This window comes from Companilactobacillus allii (genome assembly GCF_001971585.1).
GTDB classification, from domain to species: Bacteria; Bacillota; Bacilli; order Lactobacillales; family Lactobacillaceae; genus Companilactobacillus; species Companilactobacillus allii.
In genome coordinates, this window is record NZ_CP019323.1 from 1005687 (window position 1) to 1023986 (window position 18300).

Consider the following 18300-nt stretch of genomic DNA (forward strand, 5'->3'; position numbering starts at 1 on the left):
ATAGAAAGCACACCAGAAAAACAAAGAAGCGTCTCAATAATATATAACCCAAAAAAGGAGCCCCAAATGAAAAAACTACAACTAACATTCAAAACAGCAGAAGGCCACAAAAAGGACCTAGTATTCAACTATGTGCGTGAAGACCTAGATGCACCCACAGTCAAAAAGGCCATGGATGAAATCATCGCTAGTAAGCTATTTGAAAAGAACAGCGTCCAACTTTATACAGAAGTGGTTGCTGCCAAATATGTGGAACGTGTTGAAACGGGTATTTTGGAAAAAGATTTGGCCATTTAAATAATATACATAGATTTAGCCTACGATTGAATAATCGTGGGCTTTTTTGATACAGTATATGCAGACATAATATAAGGGGAATCATCTTGAAAAAATGGACTAATGTTCGGGGGAACATAGCATTAATCGTATTATTGTACGTAATAATGACACTATTCATGATTATGACGATAAAAAGGGACTTTGTATGGAATGGGGATGATGTATATTATCAGTTCCAAAGAATCCAGAATATTATATATTCGATTCGGGATGCACACACCATACCGACAATCTCTATTAATAACTTTGGTTTGATAGGATATGGCATCAACATCTTCTATCCTTGGGTGACATTGATACCATTTGCGTTAATATCATTTGTATTTAAGAATCAGATTACTACATATTATGTAGGGATTGCATTTTTCTTTTTTGCTTCATTCGCTATCAGCCATTATTCGATGAAGAAATTTTCAGGTTCAACCAAACAGGCCATTATATTTTCGATATTATACAATTTCAGTACTTATAGATTGATAGACTTGATAGCTAGAGCATCCATTGCTGAATATATCGCAACGGTGTTCTTACCGTTGTGCTTATTAGGATTCTATGAAGTTGTCTTTGGGGATGAGAAGCGATGGCAGGATTTGGCGATTGGGATTTCTTTTGTGATATTCTCACATATCTTAACAACGTTTATGACAGTTATATTGTTTGCATTATTGATCATTTGTAATATTGGATTCATCAATAATTGGAAGAAGAGGATTGTATCATTAGGTAAGGCAATCCTAGCCACAATTCTAGCAACCAGTATCTTTTGGGTGCCTTTTCTAATAGAAGAAACTTTCCAGAAATTCGGAGTGCCGTCTCCGACTATTCTAAAAGGACAGAACTTTCGTGATTTAATTAAGTTCAGTTTGGCAAATACTAGTTATCGATCAATTAATGGTAATGTTTATAACTTAGGAACTATTCTGCTTGTGATACTAGTTGTGGGAGTTTTATTTTTTAGGAAATTTGATAGACGATACAAAATCATCTATATAGTTTCTGTTGTTAGTTTGTTTTTTGTTTCAGATTTGTTCCCATGGAGTATATTACAAGATACGCCGATTCAAGTTATTCAATATCCTTTTAGGATATTAATGTTTACTACACTGCTTGCCAGTATGATCGGTTCTCAGATAGTTGTTATGCTTACTACTGACTTAGGATTTAATAATTGGTTGATAATGTTAGGAATATTTACAGTAGTTAATGGTGGTATGTGGATGACATCCATGAGCTCTTCAGTCAAGGACAACTTGCTATCACAAAGGACACAAGTCATCTCTAATAAGATGATTGATGGTGGTATGGTACCAGATTCGTACTTAGAGCAATATGTACCTAGCAATAGTCAGAACAATCTAGGTGGAATTGAACAACACTTAGTAGTAATTAATAAGAAAGAAACCAATATTCAACCTATAATAACTACGAAAGGTAATGAGTTCGTACTCAATAATATCAAGGAGAACTCTACAGTTGATTTACCAGTAATTTATTACAAGAATACAGTGGCCAAGGTTAATGGTAAGAGGCTAACGATTACTAGAAGTAAACGTGGTGGAATAAGTCTCAAATCTAAGCATGCATATAAAAAAATGGTGATAACGACAAATTACCAAAATAAACAACTATACACATTGATAATATTGGTTTCATTAGTAGCGTGGATTTATATGATAAGTATCTTAGCACTATCAAATCCAAAAAAATAAAATAATTCATGGATAAACCTTGAGCCCGAGGTCTATTTCGACTATTATAGTTATAGGCTCTTCGTATGAAGTAAGTAGGTTGGAAAATATCTTTATAATAAAAGACATGCTTGAATGTTACAAAGATATTATTAATAATACAAAAGTGTTACAAAAGACAACGTTTTCCAATTTATGGTTGATTACTAAGCCGGAGTTTCATATAATGATTGTCAGTGGGATAAGCCCACTGAACAAATTAAATAAAAATTCTTTTAGTCCAGGGGAGGATTAACATTGAAAAAATCTATTAAATATGCAGGAATCGCTGCTGCAACACTTCTAACTGTTGCCCCAGTTGCTGCTCCTGTTGTTTCAAACGTAACATCAACAACTGTACAAGCTGCTGATGCATCATACACAACAAGTGATGACGCTGCTGCTTGGTTGAACCAATTTTCAAGTAAGAAATTAGCTACAGGTGCTGATGTGCCAACATTAAGCACAGATAACTACGGTACTAGCTTATCAGCTAAGCCAGCTGATATTACAACTGCTTATACAACACTTTTAAGCAATAATGTTACTGACAGTAATACTTTTGCTGCTGCTACTGATTCTAAAGTTACATCAGTACAAGCTACTGCTGATGATACAGGTAAGGCTTTAAGTCTTTCAGATGCACAATCATATTTAAACAACAGACAAGCTCTTACATTTAAGATTGCTGTTTCATATAAGACAGATGCAGATACAACAGCTACAAAAGATGCTTCAATCGACGTAACATTTGCTACAACAGATGTAGCTACAGTAACATCATTGGCTGCTGCTTACACAACACCATATACTGTTGATTATGGCTCATCTACATATAGAGCACAACTACAAAACTCAACTGATTTAACTTTGAAAGATCAAAGTGGTGACAACTTATTGGCTGATTCAGCTAATGTTACAAGTTATGCTATGGGTGGATTATCAACAACTTATGCTAAGGCTGTTGCTGGTACTGCTGATTATGATGAAACAACATTTGATACTGCTGATACTACATATTACCAACCTATCACAGTTACTGTTGCTGCTGATAGTGCATTAGCTACATATGCTGCAGGTACTACATACAATACTAAGACAACTGTTAATGGTGCTGTTCTTTCAAATGGCTCAGATACAACTGTAAATAATGGTATCGTAAAGGATTCAACAATTACATTTATCCGTGCCGTTAAGGTTGGTTCAGAAGCTGCTGCTGGCTGGACAACAACTAAGACAACAGGTGTTGTAACAACAAAGAGTGATTCATCATATTACACATTGAAGAATAACGATAATGTTACAATCAAGAACCGTGCTCTTGGCGCAAATACTTCATGGCAAACAAATGCTGTTCGTACAAATGCTAACGGTGACAAACAATACCGTGTTGCTACTGGCGAATGGGTTGATGCTGATGATGTAACATTTGATGATGGTACATCAACAACAACACCTTCAGAAGATGGTTTGTTTGATATTCAAAAAGTTTCAGGTAAGGTTTCATTAATTGATGATGGACATGTTTTCCCATTATACAAGAAAGATGGTAGTGCCATCAAATCTCGTATGCTTGCTAGAGGCGAATGGGCTTTTATCAATACTGCTAAAGATTCAGAAGGTAACACATATTACCGTGTTGCTACAAACGAATGGCTAGCTGCTGGTGAAGGTGTTACAGTTACTGTTTACTAATAGTTAAGATTAATTTTTAAAAAGAAGAGATCAGTATGATCTCTTCTTTTTTTATGTTCAAATGTGTTATACACTATTCTATATACAAGTAAATTGATAAAACGGAAGGGATTTTAAATGTCACGATTGATAAAGAAAATGAGCATAGTTCTTGTAGGATTGTTGATTTTACTAGGGTTGTCATTGAAGAGTAATATTTCAAATGTGAAGGCTACAGAGGATAACAGTGCTGACAATACAAAATTAGTCATAGGCTCAACAAAGACGGTATCAGCTTTGCCACTTTATATAGCAGCACAGTATAGATATTTCTCACAAAATGATATTTCTGTTGAGATGAAAACGTATGATTCGACAAAAGATTTGAATAATGCAATTGGTAATGGCGAAGTTAACTTAGCCGTCACTGATTTAGTAAATTACGCTTCCTTGTTGAAACAACAAAATGATTGGAAAATAGGTAGTACCATGCCTGGATATTATGGATTAGTTGCTAACAAATCTATTCATAATATAAAAGATATAAAAGGTAAAAAAATTGCAGTAAATAAAAATGATGGAAGTAAGTATTACATAACTAAACTTTTAAAGAAAAATCATATTAAGATTTCTAAAGTAAAGTTTGTTCAAATTGATTCAGAAAAAAAGAGAGTTTCACAATTAAAATCCAAAAAAATAGATGCTGCAGTGTTGTCTGATCCATCCCTTAGTAATGCCAAGACCGCTGGGAACAAGATATTGAATAAAGGGAAATTAAGTAATGATAATGGCAACATTTTAATTATGTCAAATGATGTCTCAAGTAAAAACGTAACGGATGTTAATAATCTTTATCATTCAATATTTTCAGCGACAAAAGATTTTAATAAAAATCAATACCCCATTGCGACTAATACATTAATTGATTTTGGAGCAACAAAGAAAGCCAGAGAATATTTATTTGGCTTAGATGTTACTATGAAGAAATCACATAAGGTTAAAAAGACTGATTTCAAAAAAGCCTTTAGTTATGCAAAAAAGCAAAAATTATATAATGGTAAAATCAATTATAAGAAATATCAGTTGAGTATTAAGAATATTAAGTAAATAAACAACAATACAGGAATTAGACGAAACGGTTCTTGTAAAATGCTGAGATGTGAAGTTGAAAAAATTAATTTCAACTTCTTTTTTTGTCGTGAATTGTAAAATCAATCAAAACACCTGCGCTAGTATCTGGCAAGTTGACATTTGGAATAATATGAAAATTGAATGTTCTTTTAGATGACCATATCCCTAAATTATGCTGGAGTATGGTCATCACTTGTTTCTGATCTACTTATATAATTGATTTTTACCAATTCAGTATAGTAACTTTACATGGTGACTTGTGGATTACTTTTGAGATTAGTAAGAATTGTATCGGTACCAATAAATTTAGTATTCAATTCGTACCAATAGGTTATCCTACCTTTTAACAATTCATCTTGATCTTCTTTTGAAGTTTGTTTTAGATTGAAAAATTTATTATATGACTGTCGGCTAACACCGACAATGCCTAGTAAAAGTGTCATTGCACGGTGTTTATTTTGATTCACTCTCTGTGCTGAAGTTCCTTCAATTTTTTTGCGTAAGCACTCATAGAAACTACAGTTTTATCAAACCCATTAATTAAATTAGGCTTTTCCGATAAACTAAATTTGAATCTAGACACAAAAAAATCCCTCCATGAAAGTCAAATGAAATTATATTATTTCATCTGACAATCATAAAGAAATTATTGCACTAAGGATTCGTTCATGATAATGCCTTTTTTGTTTGATTTTATAAATTTAACAATTCTTTCTTTTTAGCGTCAAATTCTTCTTGAGTTAAAACACCTTGGTCTAATAGTTCTTTTAGTTTTGATAATTGGTCAATATTATTGTTTTGATTAGCATTAGCAGCTTCATTTTCTTGTTGTGAAGTTACAACTCTTTGTGGTCTATACTCGTTGAATACGTTTTTACCATGAGTGTCACGGTAATTCTTCCAATCAATTTTCCTTACCCAGAATTTATCTCCGCGATTATCAATATCGGATACATACACCTTTGATTCAACCATTCGATAAATGGCATATAGAATAATTGATACGGGAATACCAAAAACTGAGACTATACCTAATGCTACAAGGATTATGATCACATAATCAGCAGTTGACCATCGTCTGTAATATGATTTTACTGGATCTAATTTTTGAAATTGCATTATAAATTCTCCCCATGAATATATTTTGATACCCAGTTAAGTATATTCCTATTTACTAGATTTTCACTATTTTTTTGCAATAATAACGAAACTTTGAACTATTAGTATGAGTTGCTAAATGTGATTTAAAAAGTTCTTTTATTTATATAAAGTATATCAACAAAAAGAGGAATTGCTTCCTTTATTTGATAGTATTAAAATGTGAATTCAATTGATTAGGATTTGCAGTGGGGGATTTTGATATCAAAAAAAGTAAGCTGTTTTTGAAAAATAATTGGTCTATGATTGTAGCTTTGAGCGTTATCTACATTTTGTTACTGATTTTAAATAGCAAGACTTTATATGCTGGTGACGACTATGTCTATAGATTTGCATATATGAGGTCATGGCCATTAGAACATTTAAAAGTGATCAGCACCTTTGCAATCCCACATTCTATGTGGAATCATTATTTCTGGTGGAATGGACGTTTTGTGGCTCATTCAGTCGTTCAGTATTTTATGCAGTTTGATACTAAGGTCATTTTCAATGTTTTTAATAGTGGTATTTTCATTGTGCTGATATTCTTAATTAATAAAGTTGCGACGATTATTACTAAGCATAAGTCTAGTACTTTAATTATAATCTCGATATTTATATTCTTATGGTTCTTTATTCCCAGTTTTGGTCAGACAGTACTCTGGGTTTCAGGTTCTGGTAACTATCTATGGATGAGCGTAGTTTATACTTCTTTCATATTGGCCAATCTTATTGACATTGATATGACTAAGTTTAAGTTTGTATTGATTATTTTATTGAGTTTTTTAGCTGGTGCGACTAATGAGAATTCAGGACCAGCGGCTATCTTAATTGTCATTTTATCGATAGTTTATGGATTTATAAAGACACGTAAGATACATGTATATTCAGTGATTTCTGTTTTGTTTGCAATGCTTGGATTCTATATAATGTTGATGTCCCCAGGATCACAAAAGCGTGGGACAATGCATCGGGATTGGACGAAAATTTCAGCAAACTTGAATGATATTTATAAGTTATCTTTTGGAAATCTGAAATGGGTATATTTAGTGTTGATTGCATTTATTATTATTGGAATTATTTTGAAGCATATTACTGTGGTCAGTCTGGTTCACATAGCTATATTCATAATTGGTCATCTTGCAGCTATATATAGTATGGCGCTGTCACCGGATTATCCTGAGAGAACGTTTTTCGGTGGGATCGTCTTTTTGGCAATTGCATTTTTCATTTCTGTTTATAATATATATGATATTATACCGATGAAATCTATAGTAATTATTGCATGTATTGTTGTGTTTGGATTCAGCTATAGAGATGCCTATTCAGATATTTCTAACTCTTACAATGAAGTCGCGAGTGAATATGAAACGATTCGAATTGCTAAAAGTAATGGAGATAAGGATGTAAAAGTCAAGTTGATGTCAGTTCCTAAAACAACTTATAATGCATATAATGGGACGGTTAGTTTGGCTGAGAATCATTATGATTGGATGAACCAATGGGAATCTAAGTATTTTGGAGTTAAGACAATCAGTGGATATAGATAAGATTTAATTAAGTAATGCTAACTTCTATTGAACTTGTATTCTATAAATATTATGTTAAAACTGGATTCAAATATATTTTTGGAGGGAATACAATGAAAAAATCTATAATTGTAAGTGGACTTCTTTTTTCTGGCATGATGTTGGGATCAGTTGCCACACCTGCTGTTGTTAATGCCGCAGATGATGCTACTACAACATCTGAAACAGAACAAAAGACAATCACAGTACGTTATTATTTGGGTAGTCCATTGAACACAGTTGGGACTGAGACTGTAAGTGGTGGAGTTGGAACAACTCAGACTCTTAAAAAAATCCCAGATGGCTATAAGTTAGCTCCCAATGTTTCAAGTTCAGTTAAATTGGAAAGTAGTATGGGTGACAATTCCAATGTTGTACTTGCTGTTGTTAAATCAACAGATGCAAAGTCTATAACAGCCAACGTTAGTTACTTTGACAATGCTGCACAAAAGTCAGTTGGTACAGAATCTGTAACTGGTGAACTAGGTGCTTCAGTTAAGCTTAATGATATACCAAAGGGCTACTCATTGAAGAATGCTTCTGATAGTTCAATCACATTGGTTGATCCTAATGGTAACGGAAGTTATTCAAGAATTGTTCTTGTTCAATCTGCAGTTGATGGTGTTGTAACTTCTTATAAGGGTGTTGCTACAACAGGTTCAGTTAATACTTCTTTGTATGACCAAAAAGGTAATTTGATTAGATCACGTGCATTGGGTGCAAATACTCCATGGTCAGTTGATAAGAAGTTGGTTCTTGATGGTGTGACATATTATCGTGTTGCTACAAATGAGTTCGTTAAGGCCTCAGATGTATCAATTACTGGTTCTGACGCCAATACAAACACAAATACGGATACAGATGACGGAACTATTAGTTCAGCAACTAATATCCAAAAGGCAGATAGAGTTGCTGTAACAACAACTTCTGATGCACCAACATATCTATATACAATTGATGGAGCTATGATTAAGGGCCGTGCGTTAGGTGGACATACACCATGGGCCGTATTCAAGATGGCTACAATCAATGGCGTTAAGATGTACAAAGTCGCTACTTACGAATGGGTCAAAGCTAGTGATGTTGAATAATATAGTGAACTAATTTCCAATTAAAAAGTACATCTTTTGATGTACTTTTTTTGTCTATGTAAAATTAATTCTCTTAATGGTGCAGAAATAAATAAAAACATTTAATTTTGATCGAGCTTATCAATTAGATCATCAAAGTCAGTCAATGAGCCAATATCTTTTATCTGACCAGTTTCTGCCTCTTTTTTAGCAGTCAAAGCTTCTGGGGAATCTAGGAAGCTAATTAAACGAACTTTATTGTTGCTGATTTTCATATGAAATACCTCCGTACGAATGGAATATTACTCAACGCCCAGACCAATACTAAGCAAACTATAATTGAAACACCGAATACACCAAGGTAGTTAAGTGGATTCAGTACTTGTTGAACCAGCTCTATAACTATACCGTGTGACAAGTATACTCCATAGGTCAATGGTGCAATGAATTCAATGAATCGATTGAAGGATTTGGAATATTTATCTTCGAATTTCTTGAATATAAGAAATAGGGCACTGACAATAATTGGAAGTAAAATGGGGGGAGAATGTCTGATAGAGGCTTGTCTTGTAGTTGACGAGCGCTAATGATATATGAGTCAGTAATTGATATTATTAGTCCAATAAGGAAGATACTGAGATTGATGCTCAGTCTAATATTGGAAGCTTTGATGTGTGATAACTTATATCCTAGTAAGAAGTATCCAATCATTTTTGATAGAAAAACTAAACTACCTAATCCGTAGACTTCAAAATATTGTCCTGAGTTAGTTGGTAGTGACTTAGCTGTATTGGGTAGGATTATATTTGTAATGAACCAAATTATGAGTATGTAATTCATAGTATTGTTATCTACATTATCTACGAAGGCCTTAATGGCCGGTGATAGTAGGTAGAAGCCGATCAATGGGTATAAGAACCAATAGGCTGTGAGAATTGGTTGATGATATATAAGAAGCATACTATTTAATACTGAACCAAAACTCAAACCACCACTGATTAGTTTGAATATGATAGATGATAACAAGGACCATATCAAAAATGGTATAAGGATTCTTGGTAGTCTGTGTTTGAATAGATAAGATAGATTCTTAGTACGTTCACTATTGAGGATAGTTACACCACTGATCATGTAGAAAAGTGGTACAGCAACCGTTGTGATTGTTACCAAAATATTGGCTAAGCCCCAGTGTCTGGTAGTGGGCCCAGCAATGAGCATGTTTGCACATGAGTGAGCAAATACCACAGCCAACATGGCGACTACTCTAATTACATCTATATAAATTACACGACTTCGACTCATTTGTTATACTCCTAAGATTTTTTCTACCTATTAGTATACCTTATTTGATTGTGCTATTAGGAATTGATTACAACAAATCATAATACCTAAGGAAATCTAATGCATTCTGTGCTATCATCAAGAGTATCACGAAGGAGGATATCATGTTAATTAACTTTACAGTTAAGAACTTCTTTTCATTTTATAATAAAGCTAATTTGAATTTTGCATTCAGTCCTAAAGAATCAATTCAATTCAAGAACAATATTATTTTTTCATACATGGACAATGGTCGAAAGAAGAGTGTCTTGAATTCTATGGTTATTTTTGGTTCAAATGCCTCAGGTAAGTCCAACCTTTTGAAGGGAATCATGGCCTTAAAGAATCTATTGGAAAGTGGATATACTAATAATAAAGTCGAAGATATCGCTTTAGAAGTTAGTCCATTTAGATTCAAAGACAATGGTGATATTGAGTTGTCCATCAGTGAAATCTTGCTTAAGGATAGTAAGTACTTTGTTAAGTATGATATAGGGATAGATCCTATTGATTACAGAATAAAATATGAAAAGCTAACTTCAAGGAAGCTTCTAAAAACTAGAATTTCAAATGATGAAAAGGTGATTTTTGAACGTGTGGATCAGGAGATAGTTCATGCGGACAAGGAAATCAGCGCGGTAATTGAACAGTTGAATGTAAATAACAACAACTATAAGCCAATGCTATCGATTGTCGTAAATAATTTTAATTCTTCAAGAAAACAATTTGAATCTACAATATCCTCATGGAGCTATCAAACAATGATTATGTTTTATCACGAGGTTGTAGATAACATAGTTATCGAACAAAATAAATCAGTGCAAAATAAGAAAATTGCTGAAAAATTAATTAATGATTCAAATTTCAAAAGTGAATTATTGAATGAACTTAGGAATTTTGACTTTGCTATCAGTGATTTTGAAGTTAAGGATATTACTCAATCTGTGATTGCCAATCTTGTATCTTTACCAGAAAGTGCGATAGAAACTTTAAGTAGAGACAAGGTATACGATATTAGAACACTGCATAATGTTGAAGGTAAAAAATTCAAACTTGTTTATGACCAAGAATCGGATGGAACTTTGCGTTTTATAAATCAGTTCATTAATATATATGATTGTATTAGAAATGGTAAAACATATATTTGCGATGAATTTGAGAATAAATATCATCCCCTGATCCAGAGAGCAATAATCGATATGTTTATGAATGAAGGAATCGACAGACGCTGTCAGTTTATATTTACATCACATAATGTTGATTTATTGAATAGTGATATCTTTGCCAAGGAACAAATTCAGTTTATTGATAAGACTAGGAAGACGCAAGACAGTGAATTGTATGGTTTGGATGAGTTCAAAGAGGTCAGTTACTCAAATCATAATTGGAAGAATTTGTATATGGATGGCAGATTTGGTGCGATTTGATTGATATTATTAAGACTTGTGTAAGCAAGTCTATTTTTTTCTCTATTTAGGGTATAATTGAAGTAGAATATCTAAAAGGTGGTATTTTCGATGCTTGAAAAAGTTAATGGTATTGTAAAAGTAAATCAAAATAGTCGCTATGTTGTATTTTTGTTTGATACATATGAAATGAGCCGTAAAATGCTTCAAGATAGATTCGTCAAAGGTGAATCTACTTGGTATACAGACGAAAAAGGAACTGGTGATGATGGTAAGGTCTTTTATCGTATTGCTCAAGACGGTGAATGGATCGAAGCGGAGTATGTTGATTTTATTGAAACTACAGAATAATTTACTAGACGGACCTGTTATAGGTTTGTCTTTTTTTTTGTAATTAAATCTTAATCACGTTTTTTTGTGATTCGATGTGATAAAATACAATTAAATGGAAGGAGGAATAATCATGCTAATTAACTTTGAAGTTCAAAATTTCACTTCGATAAAGGACAGGATTTCTCTATCAGCCGAGACAGGTGAAAGATTACGAAAATTTAGAGATAGCAATACAATCACAGAAAATGGTATTTCGCTGTTAAAAAGTCTGCTTATTTTTGGACCAAACGGGTCTGGTAAGTCAAACTTACTAGATGGACTACATTTAATGAGAGGTATGGTTTTAAATAATACTTCTAATGCAACTGAGAATTTTAGATATTATTATCCATTCAAATTAAATAGCAATAGTCAAAAAAATGATGTTTCATTTTTAGTTGAGTTTAATTATGTGAACCAAACCTATAGATATGAGTTTTCATTTAACAGAAATGAAATAACCTCAGAGAAATTGACTTTAATTAATTCGATAAAAGATATGGTTTATTTTGATCGTGATCATCAAAATTTTGATGTATTACCTGACAACTTAAAGGAAGTATCGATAATAACACGAGCTAATTCCCTATTACTTTTTAATGCTCAACAATATAATGATGAAGTTTCAATCAATGTTTTTAAATGGTTTAAACAAGATTTGATTTTTGTAAATGATACTGTTGTGTCGGATCAATTAATAGATTTAATGAAGAATGATTTTATTAAAGATGAATTTTTAAAATTTTTACAATTTGCGGATTTCAACATAGTGAATGTAAATATTAGAGAAGTTGGAATTCCTCCTATTCCAGAACAATTTAAACAAATAATAAATTCACTTGATTCAAATATAGAGCTTCCTACAACGCGTCAAGAATTATATGCGGTACATAAGAAATATAATGATGACGGTGATGTTATTGAGAATGAAGAAATTCCATTGTCAATGGAATCCAGGGGAACTCAAAAAATATTTTTGATAGCATTATCCATAATTGATGCACAGGTTAATGGGAATGGTAAGACGTTATTATTTGATGAGTTTGATGATTCCTTACATTTTGAACTGTCTAACGCTTTAATACATGTCTTTAATTCTGTGCAGAATAAAAATCAATTTATTTTGACTACTCATGAATTACAGTTGTTAGATGCTGACCTAAGAGTAGACCAAATATATCTGATGGAAAAAGACTTTCAAGGAGTAAGTGATTTGAAATCGGTATTTGACTTCAGTGATGCCAGAACTTCAGGAAGACGAGATATTGCATTTATGCGTAGATATATGGAAGGTAGATTTGGTGCGATGCCACAAATAGATGTGGATTCAATGCTTTCTTCGCTTGATTTTTCTTTGAAAGGAACAGGGGAAAATGGGTAGACGTAAGTCAAGGGGAATACCGCTTAAAAAAATCATTGCTATATATTGTGAAGGAGAATCTGAAAAGTCATATTTCGATATGCTTAATAGAAAGTATCATGGAGCTAATGTACATTCTATAAAGTTACAGGTGAATTCAATGGGTTCTTCAGGTGAAAAGTTAATAATAGAAGCAATTGCCAAGAACAAGATACGAAGTAAACAACGTAATATAGATCAAACTTACGTTATTTTTGACAAGGATGAACATACTAAACAGCAATTAGAGCGATGTTTAAAATTGGCAAAGCAACATAATATTAAAATAATGTTTTCAAATATCAGTTTTGAAATATGGATTTTGTTACATTTTGAGATGGTAAGTAGAACTTATACAAACGAGGAATTAGTATCTAGATTATCAAGAAAAGAATTTTTTGATTGTGACTATCACAAATTTAAAGGAAATAATTACAGCGGATACTTAATTGACAGAGTTAAGCAGGCCAAGTTAAATGCCGATGAATTATTTCAAAAAAATAACAATTGGTTAAAGGATGAGCCATTTACTAATATTCAAGAATACTTGGCAGAAATATATGGTGTTGATACATTTTAAATATTAAAAAACCCTATATTTCTTAATATTTAATTGAAGATAATGTCGCGAAATAGTACTCTAACTACATAGATATTATAAGGGGGAGTACGAGTATGAATAAAAAATGGGTCGCTTCTACCGCTGTAGCTAGTGTTTTGGCTGCAATTGGTATTTCTTCCAATACGGCACACGTACATGCCGCCGTTACGAGCAATGATGACAATAATGATAACCAAGATCAAGACTCAGTTAGTTCTACTAAGGATGCAAGTGTTGCCAGTGTAATGGACACGCAAGGTGCACCACTTAGTGACGCTACAGCTGATGCTATTGATTCTGCCAATAGTGATCCTAATACCACTGGGACTAGTGTTTTGGAAAGAAGTGCAGCTACTGCTTTAACACAGGCTACTACTACAAGCACTGTAACTAGTGCGCAACAACAGGCCTTTTTGGCAACTGCTGTGCCGATGGCACAAAAGGCTTCTTCAGAATACAAAGTGTATACCTCTGTTATGTTGGCACAAGCTATACTAGAGAGCGGTTGGGGTCAATCTGGCCTTGCCACACAAGCACATAATCTGTTTGGAATCAAAGGAAGTTATAACGGATCATACCTTTCCATGCCAACTTCTGAATGGGACGCGGACAAGGGATGGTATACTATTTATGCCAACTTTGCGAAGTATCCATCATATTATGAATCCTTTGCAGATAATGGCAATAAGTTGCGCAATGGTGTTTCTTGGGATTCATCATTCTATAGTGGAACTTGGAAAGAGAATTGTTCGTCATATAAAGATGCCACGGCATGGCTTCAAGGAAGATATGCTACTGCACCTACATATGCATCTATCTTGAATAATCTTATTGAGACTTATAATCTTACTCAATACGATGGTGATGCATCTACTGGTGGAGCGTCTGATAACAATTCAGGTGATAATACGAATGAACAGATCAATGGTACTGTAACCAAGACAAAAGATGTCGCTACAGTTACTAATAAAAAGAGTGCAATGTTATATCTATATGCTAATCCAGACCAATCAGCTAATCGTGCATTGGGATATGGAACCTCTTGGGCGGTCACTGCTAAAGTTGTAACACCTAGTGGTCAGGTATATTACAAGGTCAGTTCGACTGAGTATGTTAAAGCCGAAGATGTTCAATTGAAGTCTGTTGAATCGACAGTGACTACTAATCCACCGGTGTCTATTTCTGATTCCGCGATTGTGATCAAGAATGCTGGTACTAAAGTTTATAGTTCAGCAGATAAGTCGACAGCGACTGGTCGAGTGCTCCCATATCAGTCAGCATGGATAACTACAAAGTATGTTACTAATAGTAATAATGAGAAATTTTATTTCGTTGGTACAAATTCATATATATCTGCGGACGATGTTGAGTTGAAATCTGAACAAGCAAATGAGGACTATAAGAGTGATGTGATCACCTCTTATCCTGATATTGTTCACGTGACTGCAACACCAAGTGCGAAGGTATATGATGACAAACATCGAGCTCTTGCTATAAGCTTACTCAATAATACTGATTGGAAAATTGACAAAAAGTCAACGCATTCTGATGGTACTATTTGGTATAGAGTAGCTACAGGCCAATGGGTTAGCGCCAATGATGTACAAGTTAAAGGATCAAATTATATCAAGACTGTATCCGGATCTGTAAAGATCAATTACATCCCTGGATACGGTGTAAATGTATACAATAGTCCCGCAGCCAACAACAAATTCACAGGAACTAGGTTGGCTGACGGTACGACTTGGCAAGTTACATCCCAGCAAATAGTCGATGGTCAAACGTGGTACAAAGTATCATCCGGCTGGGTAAATGGAAAATATTGTATTTATACTGCAAATTAGAGGACGCTTATGCGTCTTCTTTTTTTTGTTTTTACGGGAGGAAAAATAGTGTCTTATAAGTTCGATGATATAGTTCTATCGACAAACTTTTTACTTAATGATGGAATTAACCTGATGTATAAGAAAGAAGATTTCACGGTGGACAACGATATTATTGCGTTAATCAATATCAAAGATACAAATGAGGTCGATGGTCAAACAATCGTTATTCACAATGAATACGGGATATTCTTCGTTGATAAGACGACTAAGCAATTGATGAATGAGTTCCACAAGTACAACCGTGTCGGATTCTTAGTTAGCAAGTTTCTGGCTGGCTTCTTCCATTTGAAATACAATATCCCGATGGTAATGGGTTATTCGGCATACATGCCAATGATTGGTGGAAGCCGTAGCTGTGCAGATTGGATCGGTGTACATTGGGTAAAATCTTGCAGACAAGAGGACAAAGTAGCTATATTCAAACTGGAAGTTGGTGGAGTTATCAGCTTGGCATTCCCGATTGGGGATTTGTCGGATCGAGTCCACAATGTTTGTTTCCTGACCGAGAATCACATAGTGGCACTAGAAGAATTCTCAAAATTAGCCAATGGTCGATATGTCCCAAGTGGACACGTTGGATTATTGCGTCCATACCGTAAGTGTAAATGTAAGGTACATGGCAGTGTTCCCAGTAAGTGGAAGGATGTTAATTACAAAATTGATATGTTGGTGCAATATTTGCTGGATATCATCACACATGGTGAATTGGGTAGTGAAGAGTCGATTACCGTGTTCAAGCAGAAAATCTCACGAGAAAAGAGACTTTATTAAAGTCGCCAAGTTAGAGTTTGGATTGTGAATTATCACGGTTCTTTATTTTTGCATCGTAATAGAATCCCCAGTTATCAAACTTTGTATAGCAACTTAGCAACTAACAATATCAAACTTGTCTTGTTATATTGATTCTTGCCATAAGCGCTTATGAGTAATTGATAGAGGTGAGATTATTGGTCACATTGGAGGATGGCTTCAACAAGGCAATTAAGAATGAGAGATTGATCCACGGCGTTTTGAAACGAGTCAATATTTATCAGAATAGATTCGACTATGAGGATTATTTTCAAGAGGCTGTGATCATATATGCGCACAGTTATGTTCAATATATGTCTGAGCATAACGGTGAGGGTGGATTCGATGTGCATATTTATCAGAAATTAAAATGGAGAATGACGGATCAACTGCGACAAGATAAGCGATTCTTCGAACTGCATTCTTTTGATGAATTGGACTTATCAACAATTAAGTATGAAGCTAACGACTTGCTGGAATGCCTTAATATAAGCGGATTATCCACGATTGAAGCACGAATATTGCAGGAACATTTCATTAACAATAATTCTCTATCGGAATTGTCACAGCGTTACAAGTGTAGTACTCGTAATCTCAGGTACCACCGGAATAGGCTTTTGGTTAAATTACGAGCCAGCATAACGGCGTGAAGGTTACTATCTGGTTACAGATATGTTACTTTCAATTAATTTATGAAAAATCTTGTTATAATTTAGAGGTTAAGAAAATTAACGGCGGGAAGGAAATATTTATTATGGTATCAAAAAAGAAATTAATGGCGAGTGTAGCGACAACTGTTGCTTTGACTGGGGCCGGATTCATGACTGTAGGACAGGTAGTTCCACAGCTTGTTATCCAACAAAACGTTAAGGCTGCTTCAGCAATCAACGACTACATTTCTAATAACAATATTCAACCAGTATCTATTCAAAATGAAGAGGGTACATTCAGTAAATGGTTCGGCTACGAAAATGGTGTAGGGAAGCCTGAAGGTGTCGTAGTTCACGAAACAGCCACTCCTGGTGCTACAGCTAGGAATGAAGTTACATACTTTAACCGTGAATGGTCAACTATGTATTCATATGTTCATGCTTTTGTTGATAATAACGAAATCATCAATATTCACAATACTGATTACGGTGTATGGGGTGCTGGTCAGACAGCAAATGCTAAGTATATTCAGATCGAATTATGTGAAGTAAGTACAACAGATGAATTCGCACGTTCAATCTCAAATGATGCTTACTATATTGCTAGTAAGTTGATTCAATACAACCTACCATTCACACCTGGTACAACGGTTCTATCACATAACGATGTATCAAATAAATACGGTGATACTAACCATACCGACCCAGTTGGCTACTTTGCAGCTTGGGGTTACAGCATGGACCAATTCTATGACTTGATTGGTACATATTATAATAACCTTAAAGCCAGCGGTTCAGTAACTAACGGTGGTGGAAGCACAAGTACAACAGATCCTGATACAGATAGTAGTACAATCAAAGTTAATAACACAGATGGCTACTACGTTCCTATCGTTTCATTTGATAGTACAGGAGTCGCTACAGCAGTTAAGAGTCGTGCGTTAGCTAATAATACTCCTTGGTATACTGATAAAACTAAAGATTACGAAGGTCATACATATCACCGTGTTGCCACAAACGAGTGGGTATCTGATCAATATATAGTAAACTAGAGCGCCACAACACACGGGAAATTCCGAGCATTAACGCAAATAGTCCCGATATTCACGAAAGTGAATACCGGGACTATTTTTGTTAAGCGGAAGAAATTGTGTGTTGTGGCGCGTTTCAAATATAGAGCGCTTCAAAATACGGGTAATTTCCGAGCATTAACGCAAATAGTTCCGGCATT

Annotated in this window: 19 protein-coding genes; 14 read left to right on the top strand and 5 right to left on the bottom strand. The window is 34.2% G+C overall.

Going from position 1 to position 18300, the window contains the following annotated elements:
* Positions 1 to 66 precede the first annotated feature (66 nt).
* The 4 genes from BTM29_RS04785 (at position 67) to BTM29_RS04805 (ending at position 4847) form a co-directional block, all read left to right on the top strand.
* Positions 67 to 297 (top strand): DUF2922 domain-containing protein, encoded by a 231-nt coding sequence (locus tag BTM29_RS04785; protein ID WP_076614416.1) that lies wholly within the window; start codon positions 67 to 69, stop codon positions 295 to 297.
* Positions 298 to 461: 164 nt separating this feature from the next.
* On the top strand, positions 462 to 2048 hold the full coding sequence (locus BTM29_RS04790) for a hypothetical protein (protein ID WP_125673053.1): 1587 nt from the start codon (positions 462 to 464) through the stop codon (positions 2046 to 2048).
* A 276-nt stretch (positions 2049 to 2324) separates the two neighbouring features.
* Positions 2325 to 3761, top strand: coding sequence for a hypothetical protein (locus BTM29_RS04800; RefSeq protein ID WP_076614419.1), 1437 nt, complete (start codon positions 2325 to 2327; stop codon positions 3759 to 3761).
* 117 nt (positions 3762 to 3878) lie between these two features.
* On the top strand, positions 3879 to 4847 hold the full coding sequence (locus tag BTM29_RS04805) for an ABC transporter substrate-binding protein (RefSeq protein WP_076614420.1): 969 nt from the start codon (positions 3879 to 3881) through the stop codon (positions 4845 to 4847).
* 269 nt (positions 4848 to 5116) lie between these two features.
* On the opposite strand, the gene BTM29_RS04810 is transcribed toward BTM29_RS04805, so the two are convergent.
* Both BTM29_RS04810 and BTM29_RS04815 read right to left on the bottom strand, forming a co-directional pair.
* Positions 5117 to 5338 carry a hypothetical protein gene (locus BTM29_RS04810; RefSeq protein WP_076614421.1) on the bottom strand — a complete coding sequence of 74 codons (222 nt, stop codon included), beginning with the start codon at positions 5336 to 5338 and terminating at the stop codon, positions 5117 to 5119.
* Between the two features lie 226 nt (positions 5339 to 5564).
* On the bottom strand, positions 5565 to 5990 hold the full coding sequence (locus BTM29_RS04815) for an SHOCT domain-containing protein (protein ID WP_076614422.1): 426 nt from the start codon (positions 5988 to 5990) through the stop codon (positions 5565 to 5567).
* Positions 5991 to 6253: 263 nt separating this feature from the next.
* Between BTM29_RS04815 and BTM29_RS04820 the strand changes: the two genes are divergently transcribed.
* Both BTM29_RS04820 and BTM29_RS04825 read left to right on the top strand, forming a co-directional pair.
* Entirely contained in the window at positions 6254 to 7558 is a 1305-nt protein-coding gene (locus BTM29_RS04820; RefSeq protein ID WP_225972232.1) for a DUF3329 domain-containing protein, read from the top strand.
* Positions 7559 to 7650: 92 nt separating this feature from the next.
* Positions 7651 to 8667, top strand: a complete 1017-nt coding sequence (locus tag BTM29_RS04825; RefSeq protein ID WP_076614423.1) for an SLAP domain-containing protein — start codon at positions 7651 to 7653, stop codon at positions 8665 to 8667.
* 101 nt (positions 8668 to 8768) lie between these two features.
* Here the strand turns inward: BTM29_RS04825 and BTM29_RS12875 are convergent, their stop codons facing one another.
* The 3 genes from BTM29_RS12875 to BTM29_RS04835 are packed head-to-tail and all read right to left on the bottom strand — an operon-like array spanning position 8769 to position 9948.
* Complete coding sequence (locus BTM29_RS12875) at positions 8769 to 8921, bottom strand: hypothetical protein (protein ID WP_164510782.1); 153 nt, start codon at positions 8919 to 8921, stop codon at positions 8769 to 8771.
* A complete protein-coding gene (locus BTM29_RS13145) occupies positions 8918 to 9184 on the bottom strand; it encodes an acyltransferase family protein (RefSeq protein ID WP_353846881.1) in 267 nt (88 codons plus the stop codon). Before BTM29_RS13145 ends, BTM29_RS12875 begins: the two co-directional genes overlap by 4 nt.
* Positions 9079 to 9948, bottom strand: a complete 870-nt coding sequence (locus tag BTM29_RS04835) for an acyltransferase (protein WP_076614424.1) — start codon at positions 9946 to 9948, stop codon at positions 9079 to 9081. The genes BTM29_RS13145 and BTM29_RS04835 overlap by 106 nt, the downstream gene beginning before the upstream one ends.
* A gap of 143 nt (positions 9949 to 10091) precedes the next feature.
* Between BTM29_RS04835 and BTM29_RS04840 the strand changes: the two genes are divergently transcribed.
* The 8 genes from BTM29_RS04840 to BTM29_RS04875 all read left to right on the top strand — a co-directional run bounded on the left by BTM29_RS04840 (position 10092) and on the right by BTM29_RS04875 (position 18121).
* The gene (locus BTM29_RS04840; protein WP_076614425.1) at positions 10092 to 11393 is read left to right on the top strand and encodes an AAA family ATPase; all 1302 of its coding nucleotides are present in this window, start codon (positions 10092 to 10094) and stop codon (positions 11391 to 11393) included.
* A gap of 90 nt (positions 11394 to 11483) precedes the next feature.
* Positions 11484 to 11723 carry a hypothetical protein gene (locus tag BTM29_RS04845; protein ID WP_076614426.1) on the top strand — a complete coding sequence of 80 codons (240 nt, stop codon included), beginning with the start codon at positions 11484 to 11486 and terminating at the stop codon, positions 11721 to 11723.
* Between the two features lie 112 nt (positions 11724 to 11835).
* Positions 11836 to 13125, top strand: a complete 1290-nt coding sequence (locus BTM29_RS04850) for an AAA family ATPase (protein WP_076614427.1) — start codon at positions 11836 to 11838, stop codon at positions 13123 to 13125.
* Complete coding sequence (locus tag BTM29_RS04855) at positions 13118 to 13723, top strand: RloB family protein (RefSeq protein ID WP_076614428.1); 606 nt, start codon at positions 13118 to 13120, stop codon at positions 13721 to 13723. Before BTM29_RS04850 ends, BTM29_RS04855 begins: the two co-directional genes overlap by 8 nt.
* A gap of 95 nt (positions 13724 to 13818) precedes the next feature.
* Entirely contained in the window at positions 13819 to 15588 is a 1770-nt protein-coding gene (locus tag BTM29_RS04860; protein WP_076614429.1) for a glycoside hydrolase family 73 protein, read from the top strand.
* 48 nt (positions 15589 to 15636) lie between these two features.
* Positions 15637 to 16401, top strand: coding sequence for a hypothetical protein (locus tag BTM29_RS04865; RefSeq protein WP_076614430.1), 765 nt, complete (start codon positions 15637 to 15639; stop codon positions 16399 to 16401).
* Between the two features lie 176 nt (positions 16402 to 16577).
* Entirely contained in the window at positions 16578 to 17069 is a 492-nt protein-coding gene (locus BTM29_RS04870; protein ID WP_076614431.1) for a sigma-70 RNA polymerase sigma factor region 4 domain-containing protein, read from the top strand.
* Positions 17070 to 17173: 104 nt separating this feature from the next.
* Positions 17174 to 18121 (top strand): peptidoglycan recognition protein family protein, encoded by a 948-nt coding sequence (locus BTM29_RS04875; protein ID WP_076614432.1) that lies wholly within the window; start codon positions 17174 to 17176, stop codon positions 18119 to 18121.
* The last annotated feature ends 179 nt before the right edge of the window (positions 18122 to 18300 follow it).